General features: G+C 71.5%; 23 protein-coding genes. 17 read left to right on the top strand and 6 right to left on the bottom strand.

Annotated elements, in window-relative coordinates; translation table 11 throughout:
- Window positions 1–3: 3 nt before the first annotated feature.
- The 10 genes from efeB to ABD331_RS06805 all read left to right on the top strand — a co-directional run bounded on the left by efeB (window position 4) and on the right by ABD331_RS06805 (window position 9941).
- Window positions 4–1251 (top strand): iron uptake transporter deferrochelatase/peroxidase subunit, encoded by a 1248-nt coding sequence (gene efeB, locus ABD331_RS06850; RefSeq protein WP_344471671.1) that lies wholly within the window; start codon window positions 4–6, stop codon window positions 1249–1251.
- A 65-nt stretch (window positions 1252–1316) separates the two neighbouring features.
- A complete protein-coding gene (locus ABD331_RS06845; RefSeq protein ID WP_344471669.1) occupies window positions 1317–2267 on the top strand; it encodes an STM4015 family protein in 951 nt (316 codons plus the stop codon).
- Window positions 2264–3205, top strand: coding sequence for an STM4015 family protein (locus ABD331_RS06840; protein WP_344471666.1), 942 nt, complete (start codon window positions 2264–2266; stop codon window positions 3203–3205). Before ABD331_RS06845 ends, ABD331_RS06840 begins: the two co-directional genes overlap by 4 nt.
- A 1-nt stretch (window position 3206) precedes the next feature.
- Window positions 3207–4220, top strand: coding sequence for an STM4015 family protein (locus ABD331_RS06835; protein ID WP_344471664.1), 1014 nt, complete (start codon window positions 3207–3209; stop codon window positions 4218–4220).
- Window positions 4217–5302 carry an STM4014 family protein gene (locus tag ABD331_RS06830; protein WP_344471662.1) on the top strand — a complete coding sequence of 362 codons (1086 nt, stop codon included), beginning with the start codon at window positions 4217–4219 and terminating at the stop codon, window positions 5300–5302. Before ABD331_RS06835 ends, ABD331_RS06830 begins: the two co-directional genes overlap by 4 nt.
- The gene (locus ABD331_RS06825; protein WP_344471660.1) at window positions 5299–6090 is read left to right on the top strand and encodes an STM4013/SEN3800 family hydrolase; all 792 of its coding nucleotides are present in this window, start codon (window positions 5299–5301) and stop codon (window positions 6088–6090) included. The genes ABD331_RS06830 and ABD331_RS06825 overlap by 4 nt, the downstream gene beginning before the upstream one ends.
- Window positions 6077–7345 (top strand): STM4012 family radical SAM protein, encoded by a 1269-nt coding sequence (locus ABD331_RS06820; protein WP_344471658.1) that lies wholly within the window; start codon window positions 6077–6079, stop codon window positions 7343–7345. Before ABD331_RS06825 ends, ABD331_RS06820 begins: the two co-directional genes overlap by 14 nt.
- Window positions 7339–8166, top strand: a complete 828-nt coding sequence (locus tag ABD331_RS06815; RefSeq protein ID WP_344471656.1) for an STM4011 family radical SAM protein — start codon at window positions 7339–7341, stop codon at window positions 8164–8166. Before ABD331_RS06820 ends, ABD331_RS06815 begins: the two co-directional genes overlap by 7 nt.
- A gap of 57 nt (window positions 8167–8223) precedes the next feature.
- Window positions 8224–8754 (top strand): SigE family RNA polymerase sigma factor, encoded by a 531-nt coding sequence (locus tag ABD331_RS06810; RefSeq protein ID WP_344471654.1) that lies wholly within the window; start codon window positions 8224–8226, stop codon window positions 8752–8754.
- On the top strand, window positions 8751–9941 hold the full coding sequence (locus tag ABD331_RS06805; protein WP_344471652.1) for a WD40 repeat domain-containing protein: 1191 nt from the start codon (window positions 8751–8753) through the stop codon (window positions 9939–9941). Before ABD331_RS06810 ends, ABD331_RS06805 begins: the two co-directional genes overlap by 4 nt.
- A gap of 2 nt (window positions 9942–9943) precedes the next feature.
- Here ABD331_RS06805 and ABD331_RS06800 read toward each other — a convergent pair whose 3' ends face one another.
- The 3 genes from ABD331_RS06800 to ABD331_RS06790 form a co-directional block, all read right to left on the bottom strand.
- Window positions 9944–11380, bottom strand: coding sequence for a DUF6745 domain-containing protein (locus ABD331_RS06800; RefSeq protein ID WP_344471650.1), 1437 nt, complete (start codon window positions 11378–11380; stop codon window positions 9944–9946).
- A complete protein-coding gene (locus tag ABD331_RS06795) occupies window positions 11380–11676 on the bottom strand; it encodes a dCTP deaminase/dUTPase family protein (protein ID WP_148441144.1) in 297 nt (98 codons plus the stop codon). Before ABD331_RS06795 ends, ABD331_RS06800 begins: the two co-directional genes overlap by 1 nt.
- A gap of 62 nt (window positions 11677–11738) precedes the next feature.
- On the bottom strand, window positions 11739–13304 hold the full coding sequence (locus tag ABD331_RS06790; protein ID WP_344471646.1) for a DUF4434 domain-containing protein: 1566 nt from the start codon (window positions 13302–13304) through the stop codon (window positions 11739–11741).
- A gap of 83 nt (window positions 13305–13387) precedes the next feature.
- On the opposite strand from ABD331_RS06790, the gene ABD331_RS06785 reads away from it, so the two are divergent.
- The 7 genes from ABD331_RS06785 (at window position 13388) to ABD331_RS06755 (ending at window position 20347) form a co-directional block, all read left to right on the top strand.
- Window positions 13388–14212, top strand: coding sequence for an SDR family NAD(P)-dependent oxidoreductase (locus tag ABD331_RS06785; RefSeq protein ID WP_344471644.1), 825 nt, complete (start codon window positions 13388–13390; stop codon window positions 14210–14212).
- A gap of 122 nt (window positions 14213–14334) precedes the next feature.
- A complete protein-coding gene (locus tag ABD331_RS06780) occupies window positions 14335–15426 on the top strand; it encodes an ABC transporter ATP-binding protein (RefSeq protein WP_344471642.1) in 1092 nt (363 codons plus the stop codon).
- Entirely contained in the window at window positions 15419–16513 is a 1095-nt protein-coding gene (locus ABD331_RS06775; protein ID WP_344471640.1) for an ABC transporter ATP-binding protein, read from the top strand. The genes ABD331_RS06780 and ABD331_RS06775 overlap by 8 nt, the downstream gene beginning before the upstream one ends.
- A complete protein-coding gene (locus tag ABD331_RS06770) occupies window positions 16510–17451 on the top strand; it encodes a carbohydrate ABC transporter permease (RefSeq protein ID WP_344471638.1) in 942 nt (313 codons plus the stop codon). The genes ABD331_RS06775 and ABD331_RS06770 overlap by 4 nt, the downstream gene beginning before the upstream one ends.
- 5 nt (window positions 17452–17456) lie before the next feature.
- A complete protein-coding gene (locus ABD331_RS06765) occupies window positions 17457–18266 on the top strand; it encodes a carbohydrate ABC transporter permease (RefSeq protein WP_344472488.1) in 810 nt (269 codons plus the stop codon).
- Window positions 18267–18268: 2 nt separating this feature from the next.
- A complete protein-coding gene (locus ABD331_RS06760; RefSeq protein WP_344471636.1) occupies window positions 18269–18544 on the top strand; it encodes a DUF2160 domain-containing protein in 276 nt (91 codons plus the stop codon).
- Window positions 18545–18562: 18 nt separating this feature from the next.
- Window positions 18563–20347 (top strand): ABC transporter substrate-binding protein, encoded by a 1785-nt coding sequence (locus ABD331_RS06755; protein WP_344471634.1) that lies wholly within the window; start codon window positions 18563–18565, stop codon window positions 20345–20347.
- Here ABD331_RS06755 and ABD331_RS06750 read toward each other — a convergent pair.
- The 3 genes from ABD331_RS06750 to ABD331_RS06740 are packed head-to-tail and all read right to left on the bottom strand — an operon-like array spanning window position 20344 to window position 24045.
- Window positions 20344–21468, bottom strand: coding sequence for a dienelactone hydrolase family protein (locus ABD331_RS06750; protein WP_344471632.1), 1125 nt, complete (start codon window positions 21466–21468; stop codon window positions 20344–20346). The genes ABD331_RS06755 and ABD331_RS06750 overlap by 4 nt on opposite strands.
- Entirely contained in the window at window positions 21458–22738 is a 1281-nt protein-coding gene (locus ABD331_RS06745) for a Gfo/Idh/MocA family protein (protein WP_344471631.1), read from the bottom strand. The genes ABD331_RS06750 and ABD331_RS06745 overlap by 11 nt, the downstream gene beginning before the upstream one ends.
- Window positions 22739–22758: 20 nt before the next feature.
- Entirely contained in the window at window positions 22759–24045 is a 1287-nt protein-coding gene (locus ABD331_RS06740; protein WP_344471630.1) for an extracellular solute-binding protein, read from the bottom strand.
- Window positions 24046–24086 lie beyond the last annotated feature (41 nt).

Below are 24086 nucleotides of genomic sequence, written 5' to 3'. Positions count from 1 at the left end.
GTCATGGTCAGCAGGAGGAAGCTGCTCGGTCTCGGCGCGGCAGGGGCCGCCGCGCTGGGCACCGGCGCGGTGGTCGCGCGGTCGATGCTGGACGAACCGCCGCGGGCGCGGGCCGCCTCCGCCTCCGACCCGGTCCCCTTCTACGGCGAGCACCAAGCCGGCATCGTCACGCCCGCCCAGGACCGGCTGCACTTCACGGCCTTCGACGTCACCACGGACGACCGGGCCGAGCTGGTCGAGCTGCTGCAGGAGTGGACGGCCGCGGCGGCGCGGCTGACGCAGGGCAAGGAGGCCGGCTCGTACGGCGCGGTGGGCGGCGCCCCCGAGGCGGCGCCCGACGACACGGGCGAGGCGCTCGGCCTGCCCGCCTCCGGGCTGACGCTGACGATCGGGTTCGGGGCGTCGCTGTTCGACGAGCGCTTCGGGCTGACCGGCAGGCTCCCCGCCCAGCTCGCCGCGCTGCCGAAGTTCCCCGGCGAGCAGCTCGACCCGGCCATCTCCGGCGGCGACCTGTGCGTGCAGTCGTGCGCGCACGATCCCCAGGTGGCCGTGCACGCCGTCCGCAACCTGGCCAGGATCGGCTTCGGGCGGGTCGCCGTACGGTGGTCGCAGCTCGGCTTCGGCCGCACCTCCTCCACCTCGCGCGAGCAGGTCACCCCGCGCAACCTCATGGGCTTCAAGGACGGCACCAACAACCTCAAGCTGGAGGACTCGGCGCTGCTGCGCGAGCAGCTCTGGGCGGCGGAGCAGGACGGCAGCCCCTGGATGGCGGGCGGCGCGTACCTGGTCACCAGGAAGATCCGCATGACGATCGAGACCTGGGACCGCACGTCGCTCGCCGAGCAGGAGCAGATCATCGGCAGGAACAAGGGCGAGGGCGCGCCGCTGGGCCGCGCGGCCGAGTTCGACGAGCTGGACTTCGCGGCCAGTGGGCCGGACGGGCAGCCGCGCATCGGCGAGGTGGCGCACGTGCGGCTGGCGCATCCGAGCTTCCACGGCCAGGCGCGGCTGCTGCGGCGCGGCTACAACTTCGTGGACGGCTCCGACGGGCTCGGCCGCCTGGACGCGGGGCTGTTCTTCATCGCCTACCAGCGCGATCCGCGCAGGCAGTTCGTGCCGATCCAGCTCAGCCTGGCGCGCGCCGACGTGCTGAACGAGTACATCAGGCACGTCTCCAGCGGCCTGTTCGCCTGCCCGCCGGGGGTGCGGGACGCGGGCGACTACTGGGGGCGCCGACTTTTCGCGGCATAGATCCAGAAATGTCGGGTGGATCTGGTAGGACAGGAGCCTCCACCCCCCGACCCCTAGGACCACCCGTGATCTTCGACATACAGCCTGTGAACAGCGAGGACTACCTTCAGACCTACGCCGGGCTGCCCGTGGCGTCCACGCCTCTCGACGAGGAGGAGCCCCCGCCCGACGCCGGAGCGGTCGCCTGGCGCCTGAGCGCCAACGAGGGGGACGAGTTCGAGGAGATCTCCGAAAGTTTCGACTGGTTCTTCGACAATGTCGACACGGAGAAGGTCAAGGCCATCGTCATCGGCGAATGGGAGGACTGCTACGACACCGACAGCGCCCCCATCGTCGCCCGCCTGGCCGAGCACGCCGACCGGCTGCCCGAGCTGCGCTCGCTGTTCCTCGGCGCGATGACCTGGGAGCAGTCGGAGATCTCCTGGATCCAGCAGTGCGACGTCACGCCGCTGCTGCGCGCCTACCCGAAGCTGGAGCGGCTGGAGGTGCGCGGCGGGTCGGGCCTGGCGTTCCCGCCGGTGCGGCACGACGCGCTGCGCGTGCTCAGGTGCGAGACCGGCGGCCTGCCCGGCGAGGTCGTCCGCGGCGTCGGCCGCAGTGACCTGCCCGCGCTGGAGCACCTGGAGCTGTGGTTCGGCGTCGAGGACTACGGCGGCGACGCGGCCGTGAACGACTGCGCCGACATCCTGAGCGGCGACCGGCTGCCCGCCCTGCGCTACCTGGGGCTGCAGAACTGCCCGTTCGCCGACGAGCTCGCCGCCGCCGTGGCCGCCGCGCCCGTCGTCGCCCGGCTGGAGGCGCTCAGCCTGTCGATGGGCTCGATCGGCGACGAGGGCGCCGAGGCGCTGCTCAGCGGCCAGCCGCTGACCCACCTGCGCCGGCTCGACCTGCACCACCACTACCTGAGCGAGGCGATGGCCGAACGCCTGCGCGCCGCGCTGCCCGGCGTGGACGTGCGGCTCGACGACCGGCGCAGCCGCGAGGAGGACTGGCGTTACGTCACGGTGAGCGAATGACCGCCACCGACCCCGGGCTCACCTTCCTGGCCGAGCCCGACCTCTACAACGACGATCAATGGGCCGGCCGGACGGTCATGCCGTTCCAGCCGTCCGTCGAGTCGCCGGCCGACCACGCCGCCTGGCTGGTGCAAGACGCGGCCAAGCCCCGCGACGAAGGCGGGACGTTGCTGCCCGGCTACCTCGACGAGCTGCTGGACCACCTGGACCCGTCCCGCATCCAGGCGCTGGCCGTCACCGGCTACGGCGCGGCCGACGCGCCGCGGGTGCTCGCCGAGTACGCCGACCGGCTGCCCGCGCTGCGCTCGGTCTTCCTCGGCCTCGTCACCCCCGAGCAGTGGGAGATCTCCTGGATCCGGCACGGCGACCTCACGCCGCTGCTGGAGGCGTACCCGAAGCTGGAGCGCCTGGAGGTGCGCGGGTCCGACGGGCTGACCATGCGGCCCGTCACCCACGACCACCTCAAGGTGCTGCGCTTCGAGAGCGGCGGCCTGCCCGGCGTCGTGGTGCGGGCGGTGAGCGCGAGCACGTTCCCCGCGCTGGAGCACCTGGAGCTGTGGCTCGGCACCGAGGCCTACTACGGCGACAACACGATCGGGGACCTCGACGGCATCCTGTCCGGCAGGGGCCTGCCCGCGCTGAAGCGGCTCGGCCTGCGCAACAGCGAGCAGCAGAACGAGGTGGCCGCCGCCGTGGCCTTCGCGCCCGTGGTGGCCGGGCTGGAAGAGCTCAGCCTGGGGCTGGGCGTGCTCATGGACGAAGGCGCCGAGGCGCTGCTCAGCGGCCAGCCGCTGACCCACCTGCGCGTGTTCGACCTGAACCACCACTACGTGAGCGAGGTCATGGAGGCCCGCCTGCGGGCGGCGCTGGCCGGCGTCACCCTCGACCTGACCCGGCCGCGCCACAGCGACGGTCCCTACCTCGCGGTCTCGGAGTGACATGGACGACTTCGAGGAGTACGAGGACACCCCGGCCGATCCACGCGACCCCGGCGACACGTTCCTCCACGAGAGGGCTGTCTACCGCTCCGACATGGCCGGCGACCACCGGGAGCGCTTCGCGGGCCTGCCGGTCATGAGCCTCGACGACGGCGTCCCCGCGCGGCCCGACCAGGTCGCCTGGCTGGTGACCGACGAGACCGGCTTCGGCTTCGACGACGACAAGGACGACACCGCCCTGGCCGGCGAGCTGGACCACCTGCTGCGCCGGGTGAACCCCGCCCAGGTGACCGCCCTCGCCGTCACCGGGCACGGGGCCGCCAACGCGCCCCGGCTGCTGGCGCGGCACGCCCGGCGGCTGACCCGGCTGCGCTCGGTGTTCCTCGGGTTCATCGAGCCCGAGCACTGGGAGATCTCCTGGATCAGGCACGGCGACCTCACGCCGCTGCTGGAGGCGTACCCGAGGCTGGAGCGGCTGGAGGTGCGCGGCTCGCAGGGGCTGCGGTTGGAGCCGGTCACCCACGAGCACCTCAGGGTGCTGCGCTTCGAGTCGGGCGGGCTGCCCGGCTCCGTCGTCAGGGCGGTCGGCGGCTGCGCGTTCCCCGCGCTGGAGCACCTGGAGCTGTGGCTCGGCGTCGAGCAGTACGGCGGCGACTCGACGGCCGCCGACCTCGACGGCATCCTGTCGGGCGCCGGGCTGCCCGCGCTGAAGCGGCTCGGGCTGCGCGACGGCGAGCGCATGGACGACGTGGCCGCGGCCGTGGCCGTCGCTCCCGTGGCCGGGCGGCTGGAGGAGCTCAGCCTCGGCATGGGGACCCTCACGGACCGGGGGGCGGAGGCGCTGCTCAGCGGGCAGCCGCTGACCCACCTGCGGGTGCTCGACCTGCGCCACCACTTCCTGGGCGACGACATGATGCGGCGCGTGCGGGACGCGCTGTCCGGGGTGGCCGTCGATCTGGACGAGCAGTGGCGGCCCGAGGACGACGGCTGGATGTACGTGGCGGTGAGCGAGTGACGGTGCGTTTCGCCGTGGTGGGGACGCCCGGGGATCGGCGGGTCACGCTGTTCCGCGACGCCGTGCTCGCCCGCGGCCTCGCCGAGCCGCACGTCATCGCCTGGCGCGACGTGCTGGCCGGACGGGAGCTGAGCGCGCCCTCGGACGCGTCGGCCGCGTGGGAACTCGCCGCGCCCCAGGGTGTGCTGCTGCGCGTCGACTCGCCCGGTGAGGACGCGCAGGCCGACGCGCTGCTGCGCGGGCCTGGTGAGCCGTCGCGGGTCGGCGGGGGCGCCGCCTGGTACCGGGCGTTCACCGCCGGGCTGGCGCGGGTCGCGGCCGTCCCCGGGGTGCGGCTGCTGGGCGACGTGGCCGAGATCGGGGTGATGTTCGACAAGCGGCGCTGCCACGCGGTGCTGTCCCAGGCCGGGGTGCCGGTGCCCGAGGGGTTCGCGGCCGGTTCGTACGAGGAGCTGCGGGACGAAATGACCGCCCGCCGGTGGGCCCGCGTGTTCGTCAAACCCGCCCACGGTTCGTCCGCGTCCGGTGTGATCGCCTTTCAGGCCCATGCGGGACGGGTCCACGCCGCCACGTCGGCCACCTGGGTCGGCGGGGCGTGGTGCAACGCGCTGCGCGTCAGGGCCGTGACGGACGAGGCGGAGGTGCGGCGGCTGGTGGACCACCTGGCTCCCGACGGGCTGCACGTCGAGCGGTGGTTCCCGAAGGCGGCCACCGGCGGGCGGGCGTTCGACCTGCGGGTGGTGACCGTGGCGGGCAGGCCCACGCACGCCGTCGTGCGGACCAGCCGCAGCCCGATGACGAACCTGCACCTGGGCGGGGCGCGCGGCGATCTGGAGACGGTGCGGGGGCGGGCCGGGTTGTGGGAGCGGGTGCTGGAGGCGGCCTCGCGAGCGGCCGGGTGCTTTCCGCGGAGTCTGAGCACGGGGGTGGACGTGATGGTGGGCGCGGACTGGCGGTCGGTGGCGGTGGCGGAGGTCAACGCGTTCGGGGACCTGCTGCCGGGGTTGGGGGATTTTTCGGGACATGGGCGTGACACGTACGCCGAACAGGTCGAGGCGGTGCTGACAGGCGCATGGACATGAACGCGATCGTGGGCAGCCACGACATTCTTCTCGTCACGCTCGACACCCTGCGCTACGACGTGGCGGCCGAGCAGGCCGAGGCCGGGCTGCTGCCCAACCTCCTGCCACCCGGCGTCCGCTGGGAGCGGCGGCACAGCCCCGGCAGCTTCACCTACGCCGCCCACGCCGCCCTCTTCGCCGGTTTCCTGCCCACCCCCGTCACCCCGGGGCCGCACCCCCGGCTGTTCGCGGCGACGTTCCCCGGCAGCGAGACCACGGCGGCGGGCACATGGGTGTTCGACGCGCCCGACCTGCCCGCGGGGCTCGCGCGGGCGGGCTACCACACGGTGTGCATCGGCGGCGTCGGCTTCTTCAACAAGCTGACCCCACTCGGGTCGGCGCTGCCCGGCCTGTTCGCCGAGAGCCACTGGGAGCCGGAGTTCGGCGTCACGAACCCCGCCTCGCTGGAGCGCCAGATCGACCGGGCCGCCGAGGTGCTGGCGCGCGTGCCGGGGCCGGTCCTGCTCTTCGTCAACGTCTCGGCCCTGCACCAGCCGAACCACTTCTACCTGCCGGGATCCACCGGCGACTCGCTGGACAGCCACGCCGCCGCCCTGCGCTACGTGGACGGCCACATCGGCCGGCTCTACGCGCTCATGCGCCGCCGCCGTCCCTGCCTGGCCATCGTCTGCTCCGACCACGGCACGGCGTACGGCGAGGACGGGCACGCCGGCCACCGGATCGGCCACGAGGTGGTCTGGACGGTCCCCTACACCCACTTCGTCCTGGAGAGTCATGCGGCCGTATGAGAGTTATGTCTACGCCTACCCGCACAAGACGGCGTACCGGCCGCTCGACCCCCGCCCGCGGCTGAAGGAGGTCTGGGCGGGCGAACGGCCCGGCGCCCTGTACGTGCACATCCCGTTCTGCGAGATGCGCTGCGGCTTCTGCAACCTGTTCACCCGCACCGGCGCTCCCGAGGAACTGGTCACGGCCTACCTCGACGCCCTCGAACGCCAGGCCGAGCAGGCCCGCGAGGCGTTGCAGGAGACCGGCTTCGCCACGGCCGCGTTCGGCGGCGGGACGCCCACGTACCTCAGCGCCCACGAGCTGACCCGCCTGTTCGACCTGACCGAGCGGACGATGGGCGTGGACCTGGCGCGCGTCCCGCTGTCCGTGGAGACCTCGCCCGCCACCGCCACCCCCGACCGCCTGTCCGTGCTGGCCGGGCGGGGCACGTCGCGGATCTCCATCGGCGTGCAGAGCTTCGTGCCCGAGGAGGCCCGCTCGGCCGTACGCCCGCAGAAGCGCGCCGAGGTGGACGCGGCGCTCGACGCGATCAGGGCGTCCGGCGTGCCCGTGCTGAACATCGACCTGATCTACGGCATCGACGGCCAGACGCCCAGGTCGTGGCTGTACTCGCTGGACACGGCGCTCGGCTGGCGGCCGGAGGAGCTCTACCTCTACCCGCTGTACGTCCGGCCGCTGACCGGGCTCGGCAAGCAAGGCAGGGCGTGGGACGACCAGCGGCTGGAGCTGTACAGGACCGGGCGCGACCACCTGCTGGCCGCCGGGTACGAGCAGGTGTCGATGCGCATGTTCCGCCTGCCCGGTTCGTCCGGCTCCACCGGCTACTGCTGCCAGACCGACGGCATGGTGGGCCTGGGCTGCGGCGCCCGGTCGTACACCAGCGGCCTGCACTACTCCTTCGACTACGCCGTCGGCGCCCGCCACGTCCGCTCGATCATCGACGACTACGTCGCCCAGACCGACTTCACCACCGCGAACGTCGGCTTCGCGCTCTCCCCCGCCGAGCGCGGGCGCCGCCACCTCATCCAGTCGCTGCTGCAGGCCGAAGGTCTGTCACGCCCCCTGTACGCCGCCCAGTTCGGCACCGACGTGCTGAACGACTTCCCCCTCCTGGACTCCTTCGGCGACTGGCTCACGGTCACCGACACCACCGTCACCCTCACCCCCGAGGGCCTGGCCCACTCCGACGCGATCGGCCCGGCCCTGTTCTCGCCGCGGGTGCGGGCGCTCATGGACGGATACCAGGCATGCTGACCATCCTGTACCGCGGCCCCCTCGCGAGCTGCGACTACGACTGCGCCTACTGCCCGTTCGCCAAGCGCCGCGACACGCCCGGACAGCTCCGCGCCGACCGGGCCGCGCTGGAACGCTTCACCGGCTGGGTGGCCGGGCGGGACTTCGAGGTGTCCATCCTGTTCACGCCGTGGGGCGAAGGGCTGGTCAGATCGTGGTACCGGCGGGCCCTCGTGGAGCTGTCCGGGCTGCCGCACGTGGCGAAGGTCGCCATACAGACGAACCTGAGCTGCCGTACGGACTGGCTCGCGCAGGCGACGGACCGGGCCGCGCTGTGGGTGACCTACCACCCGACGCAGGTCCCCTACGAACGGTTCCTGGCCAAGGTGCGCTCGCTGCCCGTCCGGCACAGCGTCGGCATCGTCGGCGACCCCGCGCACCTGCCGCACGCCCGGCGGCTGCGCGCCGACCTGCCACCGGAGACGTACGTGTGGGTCAACGCCGAGGAGGGCCGCCTCTACACCGACGCGGAGGCCGCCGAGTGGACGGCCATCGACCCGCTCTTCGCCCACAGCCGCCTCCCGCACGCCAGCGCCGGCCTGCCGTGCCGCACCGGCGACAGCGTCATCTCGGTGAACGGCGACGGCACCGTCCGCCGCTGCCACTTCGTCCCCGAGGTGCTGGGCAACCTGTACGACGGCTCCTACCTGCCCGCCCTGCGGCCCCGGCCCTGCCCTGCGGCGGCCTGCGACTGCCACATCGGCTACGTGCACCTGGAGCCGCTGGGTCTCTACGACGTCTTCGCCGGCGGCGTCCTGGAACGTATTCCCCGCGTTCCGTAGGTCGCACCGAACCTTTCGGCCCGTCATCGGCGTCGGTAACGGGCGAGAGGAGTCGTATTGGATGGCAATGACAGCTTCCGCGAGTTCGTCGCGGGGCATCAGCAGGCGCTGATGCGCACCGCGTACCTGCTCACCGGCGACGCGCACCTGGCCGAGGACCTGCTGCAGAGCGTGCTGCTGAAGGTGCTGCGACGCTGGTCGAGACTGTCGCGCGTGCGGCACCCCGAGGCGTACGCGCGCAAGGCGCTGGTGAACCAGTACATCTCGTGGCGGCGGATGCGCCGGACGACGGCCGAGCTGTCCTCCGCCGCACCGCCGGAGCGGCCGTACTCCAGTGAGGACTCCACGCTCGTCCGGGTCGTGATGCGTCAGGCGCTGCTGAAGCTGCCGCCCCGCCAGCGGGCGGTGATCGTGCTGCGTTACTACGAGGACCGCACGGAACGGGAGACCGCCGAGCTGCTGAACTGCTCGATCGGGACGGTCAAGAGCCAGGCCCACTACGCGCTGGCCCGGTTGCGCGAGCTGGCGCCGGACCTGGCGCCGAAGCTCACCGAGCTGGAATCCGACGTCCGGGAGGGACAGCGATGACCTGGTTGCGGGACGTGCTGGTCGACCTGGCCGAGGACTCTCCGCAGGTGGACCTGGCCGAACGGACGATCATGATCAGGAACCGCCGGCGGCGGACGGCGATCTCGCTGGTCGCGGCGGCCATGGTGGTGGTCACGGCGCTGGGCGCGACGCTGGCGGCACGGCTGCTGCCGCCCGGCCCCGACGACGCCGCCTCGGTGACCGACCTGCCGGCGAAGGGGGTGGGGCCGCTGAGTCACGCGGTCAAGACGTACTGCACGCCCAAGAGCGGGCCCGCGCCCGAGGACTGCCGGGACGGGGAGTGGCGGCTGGTCACGCGGGGCGGGAAGACGTACCGCCTGCCGGACGCGCTGCCCAGCCTCCTGCCCAGGCGGATGGGGCTGCGCGACAGCCCGGTGGCGATCAGCCGGGACGGCGGCAAGATCGCCTACTACGGCGCGAAGGAGGGCACGTTCGTGGTGCGTGACCTGACCTCGGGCACGCGGACGACCGCTTCGGCCAAGGTGCCCAAGGACTGGTTGTACAGCATGACGCGCCTGATGTTGTCCGACGACGGCCGCTTCCTCGTCTTCATGAAGAACCCGATCTTCAAGGACCCTGGGCTGATCTTCGACCTGCGTGCGCGGGCCGTCCGCGAGCTGCCCAACGGCTGGGTCCCCGCCGGCCTGTCACCCGACGGCGGCACCCTCACGCTCTCCCAGTACGCGCCCAGGTCGATGCTGCGCACGATCCCCGACCTGTGGACGACCCCGGGCGACGGCACCTCGGTCAAGCTGCCGCAGGACTACCACTTCAGCCCGCTGGCCCCCGACGGGCGGAGCGTCGCGGTCATCGAGAACGTCTTCGCCTCCGACCACTCCTGCCCCCGGCCGGGCGACCTGGCCCTGCTGGACAGCCGCACCGGTGAGAAGCTCAGGTCTCTCAGCGTGCGGGGCATGGACGCGGGCGTCACCAGTGTCTCCCTGCGCGCGTGGCTCGGGCCGGAGGAGGTGACGGTCCTGACCGAGTCCGTCCCGTGCAACACGAAGGCCGAGGACCAGGAGCCCGACGAGGATTACGACCCGCCTTACCGGACGATGACCGCCTACGCGGTGAACGTCGTGACCGGCCAGGCCAGGAAGCTCACCACGTACACCGCCCAGGACTTCCGCCAGATCGTCCTGCCCGGCGCGCCGGGGAAGCTGTGACGTCAGGTCTCGCGCTGTGGCCGGTAGTCCTGCTCGGCGAGCCCGAACGTCCACGCCACCCCCTCCCGCGCCCGCTGCACCCACGGCGGCACCCGCAGGAAGTAGGTGCGGCTGGTGCCGTCGGGCTCGGGGGTGGAGTTGACCACCTCCACCATGGCCAGCGGCTCGTCGCCGGGCAGCTCGATCCGCCACAGCACGCCCGTCTCGTCGGACTGCATCGGCTTGGCGCCCGACTCGGCCAGGTAGCGTTCCATGCCGAAGTGCTCCAGCATGGCGCGGCGCAGCTCGGCGTTGGCCTCCTCGCGGATGCGCTCCGGGGTGAGGCCGGTCATCGTGGCGCCGAAGTCGGGCGGGACGGGCATGCCGTGCCAGGCGTGCAGGGCGAAGCCGTCGGCGTAGGACAGGGCGGGGCCGTCGGCGCGGTGCAGGCGGCCCAGGTCGTCCAGGTGCAGCTCTACGGGACGTTCGGTGATGATGGCGAGCCGCTCGTACGGCCACCACCAGCCGGCCTGCTCGGCGACCCGCTTCAGCCCGCCCAGCCCACCGCCCCCGTCCGGCCCCCCGACCCCGGCGGACCTGCCGACCCCGTCGAGCCCGCCGACGCCGCTCAGCCCGCCGCCCCTGGCCGACCCGCCGACCCCGTCCAGCCCGTCGAACGCGGACAGCCAGGGCGCGTCGTGCTGGCCGAGCACGGCGTCGATCGTCACCCGGCGCAGGCTCTCGCCTTCCTGGTCGGCTCCCCGGTCGCGCCCCGCCGCGCCCTGCCCCGTACCCGCCTGGTCCCAGCGGGAGCCCGCGCCGTCCCTGGCGGAGCCCGCGACGCGCCCCGCGCCCCAGTCGGCGATGGCGCGGCGGATGTCGGTGACAAGCCGTTCGACCTGCGGCCACAACCGGCCGCCCGTCTCACCCCAGAGCTGCGCCCAGCCGGCGGCCCCCAGTTCGGCGTACGTGGCCGCCCTGGCCCGCTCCCACGGCACGGTACGGATCGCATCCCGCACCGACCGCCCGGGATCGCCGCCGTCCAGTACGTCCCGCGCCGCCGGCCCCGCCCAGTCCAGCCGGGTGCGCACCACCCGATCACCCTGCCCCGAAGCCTGCCCCGGAGCCTCCCCCGGAACCTGCCCCGAAGTCTCGCCCAGAGCCTCCCTCGAAACCTGCCCCGAAGCCTCGCCCAGAGCCTCCCCTGAGACCTGCCCTGAAGCCTTACCCGGAGCCTGCCCCGACGCCTGCTCAAGCCGGGGCCGTCTCAACCTCGCCCGGATCGCGTCGTCCCCCGTCAGGTAAGCCGCCACGACCGCCCCGGCCAGCGGCGACGCCAGCACGAGCACCCGCTCGGGCTCGGCCAGCCCCGCCTCCCGGTACGCCTGCCGCACCGCCTCTTCGGCCCCCGCACCAGGCCCTGTGGCGAGGGCGACCCGCTCCCACGTCATGGTGTCCATCAGTCGGCCACCACCCGGTACGAGCCGGGCACGTACTCGCGCTGCCGCACCACGCGATACCAGCCCTTCGGCAGCGAGATCGCGTCATGCTCCTCGTGCACGAGCCTGCCGCCCTCGGGCAGGTGCAGGAAGCCGCGCGCCAGCGTGCCGGGCCCGGGGATCGCGTGTACGTGCCCGGTGGCCTCGCCGTGCGCCAGCACCAGCCGCCCGCGCGCGTCGCGCGGCTCGGGCCGCAGCCCGCCGGGGACGGACTCCTCGGGGACGGGCACGATCAGGATGTCGCCCTGTCGGTACATCGACCAACCTCCATCGATCGGGGGGATGATCGAAAGCTAGCGACGGCCACCGACAGAAAGCGTCAGCGCTTCTCGCGGTTCGCGTAGCCGCTGGTGCTGCTGTATCCGGCCGCGTTCGTGGCGGTGACGGAGGTCCACGGCCACGGGTAGGGCACCCAGGCGGATTCGAGCCGCCCCTCCGAGTGCCGCTCCAACGCCACCACCGCCCCGCCCGGCTCGAAGCGCAGTGTCCCGCCCTGGAGGTGGTATCCCTCGACGAGCACGCCGGGCCGCCCGTCCTGGGTCTGCGGGACGGCGTTGACGATGATCGGCTGCTGCCACCCGGCCGCGATGTCGTCGGCCAGTGACGGGGTGTCGTAGCGGGCCTGGCAGGTGAAGAAGGGGTCCCACCCGTACGAGATGATCTTGACGGGGTGCGGCCCCGACGCCATGACCTGCTGGTCGAGCCGAGCCTTGGTGGTCCGCCCGCGCGGCGGCAGCGGGTCGGCCCGCCCGCACTCGCCCGCGACGGGGGCTGGTTCGAAGCCCTCGGCGTTCACCCACAGCTCGACCCCGCCGGGCACCTTCGCGGCGGCGGCCTCCACGTACGCGCTGGTGGGCCCGTAGTACGCCTGCGCGTTGGTGACGTCACCCACGACGGGCACCAGCCGCGGCGCCACCTTGGCCGCGCCCTCCTCCGGCGCGTGCACCGGCACCTTGCCCGTGCCGCGCCCGTCCTGGACGGCGACCGCCATGGGCAGGCCGGCCCGGGTGCCGGCGATGTCGGCGAACCCCTCCGCGACCTGCGAGGGCGGGAAGCCGCGGCCTCTGCGGGCGTCGATGTAAGGGCTGACGACGATCTTCTTGCCGGGCAGCGCGGCGGCGACGACGGCGTGCTGGGCGGCGTACAGGGAGATGATCGGGTCGCGGTCGGCCCGCGCCCGCATGGCCAGCTCGAACGACTGGTACACCCCGCCGAACGCGGAGAGCCCCGCGAAGCGGGTGCGGTAGTCGGCGAGCACGCGGGCGGTGAACGCGTTGAGCGCGGCGGTGTGGGCGGCGTCGGGCTCCCACGGCTTGTCCTCACGCTGCGAGGCGGCGGGCAGGCCGGGGTAGACGGTCATCCCGTACGCGCTGGCCTCCCGCATCAGGTTGCCCAGCCCGTCGCCGTCGGTGGAGGCGAGCACGAGGTCGTGCTCGGCGGCGGTGCAGGACTCGGCGAGGGTGAGCCGGAAGAAGGTGCGCCCGCCGCTCTCGATGCGCCGGTCGATGCCGGGGCAGCGCAGCATGCCTGGCCCGAACTCCTCGCCGGTCAGGTACGTGTACACCTGCCGGACGCGCTGCCCGGGCACCTCGGCGCAGGGCCTGCCGTCCACCTGGCAGTCGGGGAAGTCGGGGTCCTGCCGGGCGTTGAAGCGGGGCCCGAAGGTGATGAGCGTGTCGCCGCCGATGGCGTGGACGGCCTCGACCATGCGCTGCGTGACGCACCGGTCGGCGCGCGGGATCACCCAGTAGCCGGTGACGGCGTAGGGCGCCGCGACCCTGGTGTCACGTGGCGGGCACTCCTCTGGCTCGGGCCCGGGATCGTCGGGGATGACCATGCCCACCACGCAGGCGACCGCCACGACCAGCCACAGGATCCGGTGCACTCACGCCCCTTCCACGCCCGGCCTCCAGCCTACGCGGCGACCCCGCCGCAGGCTGTCACGATCTGATCGCGGAGAATGACATCATGCGAATCGATCTCAGCGGCAAGACCGCGCTGGTCACGGGCTCGACTCAGGGAATCGGCGCGGCGATCGCCACCGGGCTGGCGCGGGCGGGGGCTCGGGTGGGCGTCAACGGCCGCGGCGAGGGGTCGGTGGCGGCGGCCGTCGAGCGGATGGACGACGAGCGCATCGAGGCGGAGCGGGTCAGCGGCGAGCAGTTCCGCTACGACCTGGTGGCGGCGCCCGGCGACGTCTCGACGGAGGAGGGCTGCGAGCGGGTCCTGCGGATGCTTCCGCATGTGGACATCCTGGTGAACAACCTGGGCATCTTCGGCGCCAAGCCGGCGCTGGAGATCGACGACGCCGAGTGGCGGCGCTACTTCGAGGTCAACGTGCTGGCGGCGGTGCGGCTGACGCGGGCGTACCTGCCGGGGATGCGGGAGCGCGGCTGGGGCCGGATCCAGTACATCGCCAGCGACTCGGCGGTGGTGGTGCCGAAGGAGATGATCCACTACGGCATGACGAAGACGGCGCTGCTGGCGGTCTCCAGGGGGTTCGCCAAGGAGGCGGCGGGCAGCGGGGTCACGGTCAACTCGGTGATCGCGGGGCCGACGCACACCGGGGGTGTGGAGGACTTCGTCTACCAGCTCGTGGACAGGGAGCTGCCGTGGGAGGAGGCGCAGCGCGAGTTCATGCGGCTGCACCGGCCGCAGTCGCTGCTGCAGCGCCTGATCGAGCCGCGGGAGATCGCGAACCTGGTGGTCTACCTGAGCTCTCCGTTCGCCTCCGCGACGACGGGCGCGGCGGTGCGGGTGGACGGCGGCTACGTGGACGCGATTCTGCCCTGACCAGGGGCTACAGAAAGGCGTCAACCACACTGACAACACCGGTCACAATCGCCTCACAAGCACTCTTTTCAGGTCCATACAGATCATGTTAAAAGGGAGGGAAGCAGAGAGGACCGGGCACAGTGACGGTGATTCTCGACGGCATCTCCGTTCGGCAGCGCGGAGAGACCTGGCTCGACGACATAAACCTCGAATTATCCGACGGAATGACCACCCTCATCGGCCCGATGACGGCGGGAAAGACGACGTTGATGCGCGTCGTCGCCGGTTTGCTGAGCCCCGATTCGGGCCGGGTGCTGGTCAACGGAGAAGATGTCACGAAAATCTCCGTGCGAAAACGTTCGGTCGCTTTCGTCTATCAGCAATTCATCAATTATCCCTCGCTGACCGTCTACGAGAACATCGCCTCCCCGCTCCGCCTCGACCCCCGCTTCCGCCGCGCCGGCCTGGACCGCCGGGTGCGCGAGGTGGCCGAGCTGATGGGCATCGCGGGCCTGCTGGACCGCCGGCCGTCCGAGCTGTCGGGCGGGCAGCAGCAGCGCACGGCCATCGCCCGCGCGCTGGCCCGTCCCGTGGACGTGCTGCTGCTCGACGAGCCCCTCGCCAACCTCGACTTCAAGCTGCGCGAGCAGTTGCGCGCCGACCTGAAGACCATGTTCGCCGGCTCCGCAGGCGTGGTGCTCTACTCCACCGCCGACCCCGGCGAGGCGCTCACGTTCGCCGCGCCGACCGTGGTCCTGGGCGAGGGCCGGGTGCAGCACGTCGGCGACGTCGCCGACATGTACGCGCACCCGCCCACCCTCGCGGTGGCCGCCACGCTCAGCGACCCCCCGCTCAACCTGCTGCCCGGCGTCGTCCGTGACGGCCGGATCGAGCTGCTCGGCACGTCCTTCCCCGCGCCGCGCGCCCACGCCTCCGGCCACACGGTCATGCTGGGGGTGCGCCCGCACCAGGTGACGATCGAGCGGGACGGCCCCGGCGCGCTGGAGCTGCCGGCCGAGATCAGGCTCGCGGAGGTGACGGGCAGCGCGACGTTCCTGCACCTGCTCCTCCAGGGCGGCCGTCACCTGGTCGCCCACCTGCCCGGCACGCAGCTCTTCACCCCCGGCGAGCCCACGGTCGCGTACGTGGACCCCGCGCACGTCTTCGTCTTCGACGAGGCCGGCGGACGGCTGCTGGCCACCAGCGCCGCGGAGGTGGACCTGCATGGCTGACATCCGGCTGGAGGGCGTGGGCCACAGCTACGACGGCGGCAGGACGTGGGCGGTCAAGCCGATGACGTGGACCTGGCGCAGCTCGCGCGCGTACGCGCTGCTGGGCCCGAGCGGTTGCGGCAAGACGACCCTGCTGAACATCATCTCCGGCCTGATCACCCCCACCGAGGGCCGGATCTTCTTCGACGACCGCGACGTCACCGGCGTGCCCACCAGGGGCCGCGACATCGCGCAGGTCTTCCAGTTCCCCGTCCTGTACGAGGAGATGTCGGTCTACGACAACCTCGCCTTCCCGCTCAGGAACAGGAAGGTGCCCAAGGCGGAGGTGGACCGGCGGGTCAGGCAGGTGTCCCGGCTCCTCGGCCTCGACCAGGTGCTGACCCGCAGGTCCCGCAGGCTGGACGCGGGACGGCAGCAGATCGTCAGCCTGGGCCGCGGCCTGGTCCGCTCCCAGGTCGCCGCCGTCCTGCTGGACGAGCCGCTGACCGTGGTGGACCCGGCGCTGAAGTGGACGCTGCGCAGCAAGCTCAAGGAGATCCACCGCGACACCGGCCACACGCTGATCTACGTCACCCACGACCAGACGGAGGCGCTGACGTTCGCCGACGAGGTGGTGGTGCTCAACGACGGCGCGATCGTGCAGGCGGGCGAGCCGTCGGAGCTGTTCCTGTCTCCGTCGCACGAGTTCGTCGGCCACTTCATCGGCTCGCCCGGCATGAACATGCTGCCCGCCGAGATCGCCGGGGACGTCGTGCGCGTCGGCCAGGAGGACGTCGGCAGGGCCGGGGAGCCGCTGCCGCCCGGCCCCGTGCGCATCGGGGTGCGGCCCGAGTTCGTCCGGATCACCCGGGCGGCCACCTCGCCCGGCGTGCCCGCGCGGGTGACCGCGATCGACCGGATGGGCGCCTACGACCTGGTCCACACGCTGGTCGGCGAGCACCAGGTGATCGCCAAGGCCGAGGCGGGCTCCGCCTACCGGCCGGACGCGGTCGAGTTCCTGCACTTCCCCGCCGACCGCACGTTCCTGTTCCGCGACGAGGTCAGGTGCGGCTCCCTCGCGCCGCTGAACGGAAGGGGCCAGGCGTGACCGTCGTAGGCAGCCAGGTGAGCGGCGAGGTCGTCGCTCCTGAGACGCCCGTGGAGGAGGAGCAGCCGCAGGCGCCGCCCAAGCGCAGGAACAACCGGGCCTGGTTACTGGTCGTGCCGGTCGTGGTGTCGGTGGCGTTCACCGCCGTGATCCCGCTGATGACCGTGGTGAACTACTCGGTGCAGGACGTCTTCAGCCCCACCGACCGGGTCTTCGTCGGGCTGGAGTGGTTCCGCGCGATCGCCCGCGACCCCGAGGTGCGCGCGGCGCTGGTGCGCACGCTGCTGTTCTCGCTGCAGGTGCTGCTGCTGGAGATCCCGCTGGGCGTGGCGCTGGCGGTGGTGATGCCGCGCAGGGGCGTGTGGGTGTCGGTGGCGCTGGTGCTGGTCGCGCTGCCGCTGCTCATCCCGTGGAACGTGGTGGGCACCATCTGGCAGATCTTCGCCCGCGGCGACATCGGGCTGGGCGGCTGGACGATCAACAACGTGCTGGGCGTCAACTTCAACTACACGCTGGACTCCACGGACGCCTGGATCACGGTCCTGCTCATGGACGTGTGGCACTGGACGCCGCTGGTGGCGCTGCTGGCGTACGCGGGGCTGCGCTCGATCCCCGAGCCGTACTTCCAGGCCGCGCAGATCGACGGCGCCTCAGCCTGGGCCACCTTCCGGCACATCCAGCTCCCCCGGCTGCGGGGCGTGCTGACGATCGCGATCCTGCTCAGGTTCATGGACAGCCTGATGATCTACACCGAGCCGTTCGTGGTGACGGGCGGCGGGCCGGGCAACGCGACCTCGTTCCTCAGCATCCTGCTGTCGAAGATCGCGGTCGGCCAGTTCGACGTGGGGCCCGCGGCGGCGTTCTCGCTGCTCTACTTCCTGATCGTGCAGGTCGTCTGCTACGTCTTCTTCACCGTGCTCACCAGGTCGGGGAGGTGAGCGGCATGACCAGGAGGCTACCCTGGGGGCGCGCGGTCTTCTGGCTGTACGTGGCCACGCTCATGCTGCCGCTGCTGTGGATGTTCGGCATGTCGATCCGGCCGAACGAGGACATCCTCGGCAGTTTCTCGCTCATTCCCCAACGCGTGACGTTCGACAACTACGTCACTTTCTTCACCGACTCCGCCTGGTATTCGAGCTATCTGAACTCCATCATCTACACCTCGATGAACGCGGTGATGTCGCTCACCGTGGCGCTGCCCGCCGCGTACGCGTTCTCGCGGTTCCGTTTCGCCGGCGACAAGCATCTGTTCTTCTGGCTGCTGACCAATCGCATGGCGCCGGCCGCGGTATTCCTGCTGCCGTTCTTCCAGATTTACCAGAGCGTCGGCCTGTTCGACACGCATCTCGGCGTGGCGATCGCGCACATGCTGTTCAACGTTCCGCTCGCGGTGTGGATCCTCGAAGGATTCATGTCCGGCATTCCCCGGGAAATAGACGAGACCGCGGCCATCGACGGTTATTCGCTGCCGCGTTTCTTCATCCGCATCTTCCTGCCGATGATCCGCTCGGCGATCGGCGTGACGCTGTTCTTCTGCTTCATGTTCAGCTGGGTCGAGCTGCTCATCGCCAGGACGATCACCTCGGTGGACGCCAAGCCGATCGCGGCCACCATGACGCGGACGGTGAGCGCGGCGGGCGTCGACTGGGGCCTGCTGGCCACGGCGGGCGTGCTCACCATCGTGCCCGGCGCCATCGTCATCTGGTTCGTCCGCAACTACATCGCTAAGGGATTCGCGCTGGGGAGGGTCTAGCGATGCTCGAATGGATGGTCTGGACCGTCCCCACCGCCCTGGTGTTCGCCGGGCTGGCCCTCCTGCTGATCGTCATGGCGGTCTGGGCGCACGTCTCCCCTCCCGTGGCCAGGCGGGGCTTCCTGCGCATCGAGACCGACCGCGGCGACCGGCTCTACATCGGCCTGATCAGCGCCGCAGTCGTGCTGGCCGGCTGGATCGCGATCACCGACCTGTCCATGTGGCTCGCGCTCGGCTGCGCGCTGCTGGTGGCGGTCGTGATCGGCATTTGGGGCTAACAGAAGAAGGAGCTGACCATGAGGCATCGGACACGCAGGTCCGCGGCCGTGGGCGTGGCCGCCGTCGCCCTCATAGCGGCCGGCTGCACGCAGAGCGCGCAGAAACCCGCGAGCGACTTCAAGGAGGCCGACGGCAAGGCCGCGGCCCAGAGGTGGGTGTCGGAGCAGTTCACGCCGAGCACGCTGAGCAAGGACCAGCAGCTCGCCGAGATGGACTGGTTCATCAAGGCCGCGGCGCCGTACCGGGGCATGCAGATCAACGTGGTCTCCGAGACGATCACCACGCACGAGTACGAGTCGCAGCAACTCGCCAAGGCGTTCGCCGAGATCACCGGGATCAGGATCAAGCACGACCTGATCCAGGAGGGCGACGTCGTCGAGAAGCTCCAGACGCAGATCCAGGGCAACCAGAACATCTACGACGCCTACGTCAACGACTCCGACCTGATCGGCACGCACTCGCGCGGCGACTACGTGGTGCCGCTGTCGGACTACATGGCCGGCGAGGGCAGGAACGTCACCTCGCCCACGCTCGACCTCGACGACTTCATCGGCATCAGCTTCACGACCGGCCCCGACAAGAAGATCTACCAGCTCCCTGACCAGCAGTTCGCCAACCTCTACTGGTTCCGCTACGACTGGTTCACCGACCCGGAGATCAAGAAGCAGTTCAAGGCCGCGTACGGCTACGACCTCGGCGTCCCGGTCAACTGGGCGGCCTACGAGGACATCGCCGACTTCTTCACCAGCAAGGTCAACGGCAACGGCACCATCGACGGCAAGAAGGTCTACGGCCACATGGACTACGGCCGCAAGGACCCGTCGCTGGGCTGGCGCTTCACCGACGCCTGGCTGTCGATGGCCGGCAACGGCGACCCCGGCATCCCCAACGGCCTGCCGGTGGACGACTGGGGCATCAGGGTGGAGAACTGCCGCCCGGTCGGCTCGTCGGTCACCCGCGGCGGCGACACCAACGGCCCCGCCTCGGTGTACGCGCTGACGAAGTACGTGGACTGGCTGAAGAAGTACGCGCCCCGCGAGGCGGCGGGCATGAACTTCAGCGAGGCGGGCCCGGTGCCCGCGCAGGGCAACATCGCCCAGCAGATCTTCTGGTACACCTCGTTCACGGCCGACATGACCAAGGAGGGCCTGCCGGTCGTCAACAGCGACGGCACGCCCAAGTGGCGGATCGCGCCGAGCCCGCACGGCTCGTACTGGAAGACCGGCAACAAGCTGGGCTACCAGGACGCCGGCTCGTGGACGCTGCTGAAGAGCACGCCGCAGGACCGCCGGGCGGCGGCGTGGCTGTACGCGCAGTTCGTGACGTCGAAGACGGTGTCGCTGAAGAAGTCGATCGTCGGCCTGACGTTCATCCGCGACTCCGACATCAAGAGCCAGTACTTCTCGGACAACGCCAAGAAGTACGGCGGCCTGATCGAGTTCTACAACTCCCCCGCCCGCAAGCAGTGGACGCCGACCGGCACGAACGTGCCCGACTACCCGAAGCTGGCCCAGCTCTGGTGGCAGAACGTGGCCACCGCGGTGACCGGCGAGACCACGCCGCAGCAGTCGATGGACAACCTGGCCAGGCAGCAGGACGAGATCCTGTCCCGGCTGGAGCGGCTCTCCCGCGAGAAGCAGGGCTACGGCGGGCAGTGCGCGCCCAAGCTGAACCAGGAACGCCCCGCCCAGTACTGGCTGGACCAGCCGGGCGCCCCGGCGCCGAAGCTGGCCGACGAGCGGGGCAAGCCGGAGACGCTCGACTACGACAAGCTGATCGCCACCTGGAAGCAGGGCGGCTAGGGACGGCCGAGGTGCGCGGCGAGCCAGTCGAAGGCGCGTTCCTGCATGGGCACGTCGAAGCTGTGCGGCACGTCGGCGAAGACGGCCTCGTAGGCGCCGGGGGCGTCGCGGTACCGCTCCGTGATGAGGGCGTGGGCGCGGCGCATCCCGGCCTCGGGGAACAGCTCGTCGCGCATCGCGTACTGCACCATGAGCGGCTCGGGGGCGCGGGCGGCCATCAGGTCGGGGTAGTCGCCCAGCCTCGGCAGGCCGGGCGGCCAGAGCATCCAGGTGTGCCGCTCGACGTGCCCGTTCAGCATGTCGCGGTAGGAGGAGGCCATCGCGGCGACGACGACCGCGCGCACGTCGGCGTCGAACGCGCCGAGCAGCGCCGCCCGCAGGCCGCCGCCCGACAGGCCGGCGCAGCCGACGGCGCCGACGTCGGGGCGTGAGCGCAGGTAGGCCGCCGCAGCCAGGTCCTCGCCCGCGACGACGCCCGCGAACGAGGTGCCGAGCACGGCGCAGTGCTTGGCCACGACGTGCTCGTGCGCCCTGGCCGCCAGGTCATAACGGTCGGCCTCGCTGAGGGACGCGCCCGCCTGACTGAGGGACGCGCCCGTCTGGCTGAGGGGCGCGTCCGGGGCGTCCCCACGCAGCGCCTCGCCGGGCGGCCCCTCAGCGGTCTCCAGGGGGAAGCGGCGGCTGCCCCACACGAACACGTCGTGCGCGAGCACCACGAAGCCGCGCCGGGCCAGCGCGTTGGCGAAGGCCCGGCCGCCGTAGATGCCGTCGCGCAGCCGCCGCACCTCGGCCGACGGCCCCTCGGGGCCGTCGGCGATCTTCTCCTTGCCGACGTGCTTCATCCCGGCGTGGCAGTGCAGCGCCACCACGCCGGGCAGCGGCCCGTCCGCGTCGTGCGGTTTGAGCAGGTACGCCCGCGTGCGCGGTCCGAACCCCACCGACCACGACAGCTCCTCGCCGTGCAGGTCGCCGTCGGTCCAGGTGCGCTCGACGCGGACGTCGGCGGCGGCGAGGCCGAGCACCCCGATGGCGTCCCTGGCCGCGGCGCGCAGCTCGGGCCCGGGCAGGACCGGGTAGAGCCCGAGCTGCGCGGCGGCGATCCCGGCCAGCTCAGAGAACACGCGTGCCGTCGTCGGTCAGGCGCACGGGAGCCCCGGTACGGGCGGAGACGTTGGCCGCGTGGCCGGTCAGCACGCTGCGGATGCCGTCGCGGTAACCGGCCTGCCGGGCCAGCGGGTCGTCGCCGGGGCCGCGGAAGACGTCGTTCAGCAGCAGGCGGTCGCCGCCGCCGTGCCCGCCCGCCCCCGACTCGATCGGCACCTCCTCCGGCTCGCTCCAGTGCCGGCGCAGCAGGAGCCGCTCCGACGAGCCCGACGCGTGCTCCTTGGAGGCCGCGCTGGGATCGACGGCGGCGTGCGGGGGCGTCCACTCGCGCTCCACCACGTCCAGCTCCAGCCGCCCCGCGGTGCCGTTGAACGCCACCCGGTACCCCTCCCAGGGGGCGTGGGCGTGCAGCGAGTACGTCAGGACGGCCCGGTTGGCGTAGCGCACCATGACCGACATGTTGTCGTCGATGGTGATGCCCTCGCCGAACACGTCCTGGTCGCGGAGGTAGCCGTCCTCGTGCTCGGCGTCCAGGTAGAGCCGCTTGAGCCGCTCGTCCCTGGCGATGTCGAGCAGGAACGGGTCCGTGCCGAGCCCCGGCGCGCCGTGCGCGCGTCCGGGGCGGCCGGTCAGGCCCCGCTTCGCGGCGTTGTCCGCGCCGTAGAAGCGCAGGTCGGTCTGGGCGAAGACGAGCTCGGGCGCCGCGTCCAGCCACCAGTTGACCAGGTCGAAGTGGTGGGTGGACTTGTGCACGAGCAGCCCGCCGGAGCTGGCCCTGTCGCGGTGCCAGCGGCGGAAGTAGTCGGCGCCGTGGATGGTGTCGAGCATCCACTCGAAGTGCACCGAGGTGACCTCGCCGATGGCGCCGTCCTGGAGGACGCGGCGGACGGCGGAGTTGCGGGGCGAGTACCGGTAGTTGAATGTGACGATCAGCTTGCCGGTGCTGCGCTCCGCGGCGGCGGCGATGGCCGCGCAGCCGTCGGCGTCGGTCGTGAGCGGCTTCTCCACGATGACGTCGCGGCCCGCGTCGAGCGCCGCGCACACGTACCGCGCGTGGGCGGCGTCGACGGTGGTGACGATGACCGCGTCGGCGAGCTCGAGCACCTTGCCGAACTCCTCGGGGGCGAAGCACGGCACCTGCCGGCCGATCCGCTCGACGTAGTAGTCCATGCGGGTCCGGTTGGTGTCGCACAGGGCGACGATGGTGCCGGCGTCGCGCCACTCCCCGAGCAGCGCGTCGACGTACATCTGCGCGCGGTGCCCGAGCCCGACGAACGCGTACCTCATGCCTCTCCTCAGAACCTGGGTCAGCCCGCGATGGAGGCGTTGACCTCGGTGATCAGCTTCTGCGCCGCCTCGTCGGGCGTCATGCGGCCGAACATGACCTCCTCGGAGTAGCGGGTGATGATGTCCTCCGTGGCGCTGGAGCCCTTCGGCGGGGCGGCCGGCGGGTCGGACAGCTCGCTCTTGTTCTCCTCCAGGAAGGTGAGCGTCTTCTGGTCGGCCTCGGGGAGCTTGTCGCGGACGGCGGCCAGCACCTTGGAGCTGGCCGGCAGGCCGCGGTCGCTGAGGATGATCGCGCCCGCCTCAGGGTCGTTGATCATGTAGTCGATGAACTTCGCGGCCTCGGCGGAGTGCTCGGTCTTGGAGGAGGCGCTGTAGAACATGGCCGGCTGCGTGAACATGCCGCCCACCGTGGCGCCCTTGATCTTCGGCATCCGCAGCAGGTCGAGCTGCTGGCCCGACGCCTTGGTGGCCGCGCCGAGCTGGTTGCTCCACCACATGCCCATGGAGCCGGTGTTGGTGCCGAGCAACGACTGGTCGATGCTGGTGGCGCCAATCTCGGCGCTCTTGGCGGCGTCCGGCGCGCCCTTGCCCTTGATCAGGCTCTGCATGATCCCCCACCATTCCTTGATGGTCTCGGGGGTCACGCCGAGCTTGTTGCCGTTGTAGAACTGCTCGCCCTTCTGCGTGGCGTAGATCTGCAGGTAGGCGGGGTTCCAGCTGAGCTGCGTGCCGATGACCTTGCCGCCGCTGCCGGCGGTGACCTTGTTGGCCAGCGTGACGTAGTCCTCCCACGACCAGGCCTTGTCGTCGGGGAGCTCGGCCTTGGACTGCTCGACCAGCGCCTTGTTGACGATCAGGGAGAAGGCGTTGACGCCGGTGGGGATGGCGTACTGCTTGCCGTCGATGGCGCCGGTGGCCAGCACCTTGGCGTCGATGTCGCCGGTGTTGACCTTGCCGGTCACGTCGGCCAGCGTGCCGCGGTCGGCGTACTCGCGCAGGCCGCGGATCTCCAGGCTCATGACGTCGGGCGCGTCGCTGCCCGCGACCTTGGTGGACAGCGTCTCGTAGTAGCTGGCCCAGTCCGAGAACTCGCCCTCGACGTCGATCGTCGGGTTCTTGGCCTCGAACTTCTTGATCGCCTCTTCGGTCATCTTCTGCCGCGCGTCACTGCCCCAGTAGGAGAAGCGCAGCTTGATCTTGCCGTCGGCGGTCTCTCCGCCGCCGCTGCCGCTGCCGCAGGCCGCGGTGACCGCCAGCACAGCGGTGGCGAGCAGTGCCGCCGACCACATCTTCTTGCCAGAGCTCACGGCTCTACCTCCTATGGGTGTTCACTGTTGGGGGGTGGAGG

The sequence above is a fragment of the Nonomuraea monospora genome (genome assembly GCF_039531895.1).
GTDB classification, from domain to species: Bacteria; Actinomycetota; Actinomycetes; order Streptosporangiales; family Streptosporangiaceae; genus Nonomuraea; species Nonomuraea monospora.
The sequence above is the reverse complement of the archived record's forward strand: the minus strand, read 5'-3'. Positions and strand labels throughout refer to the sequence as shown.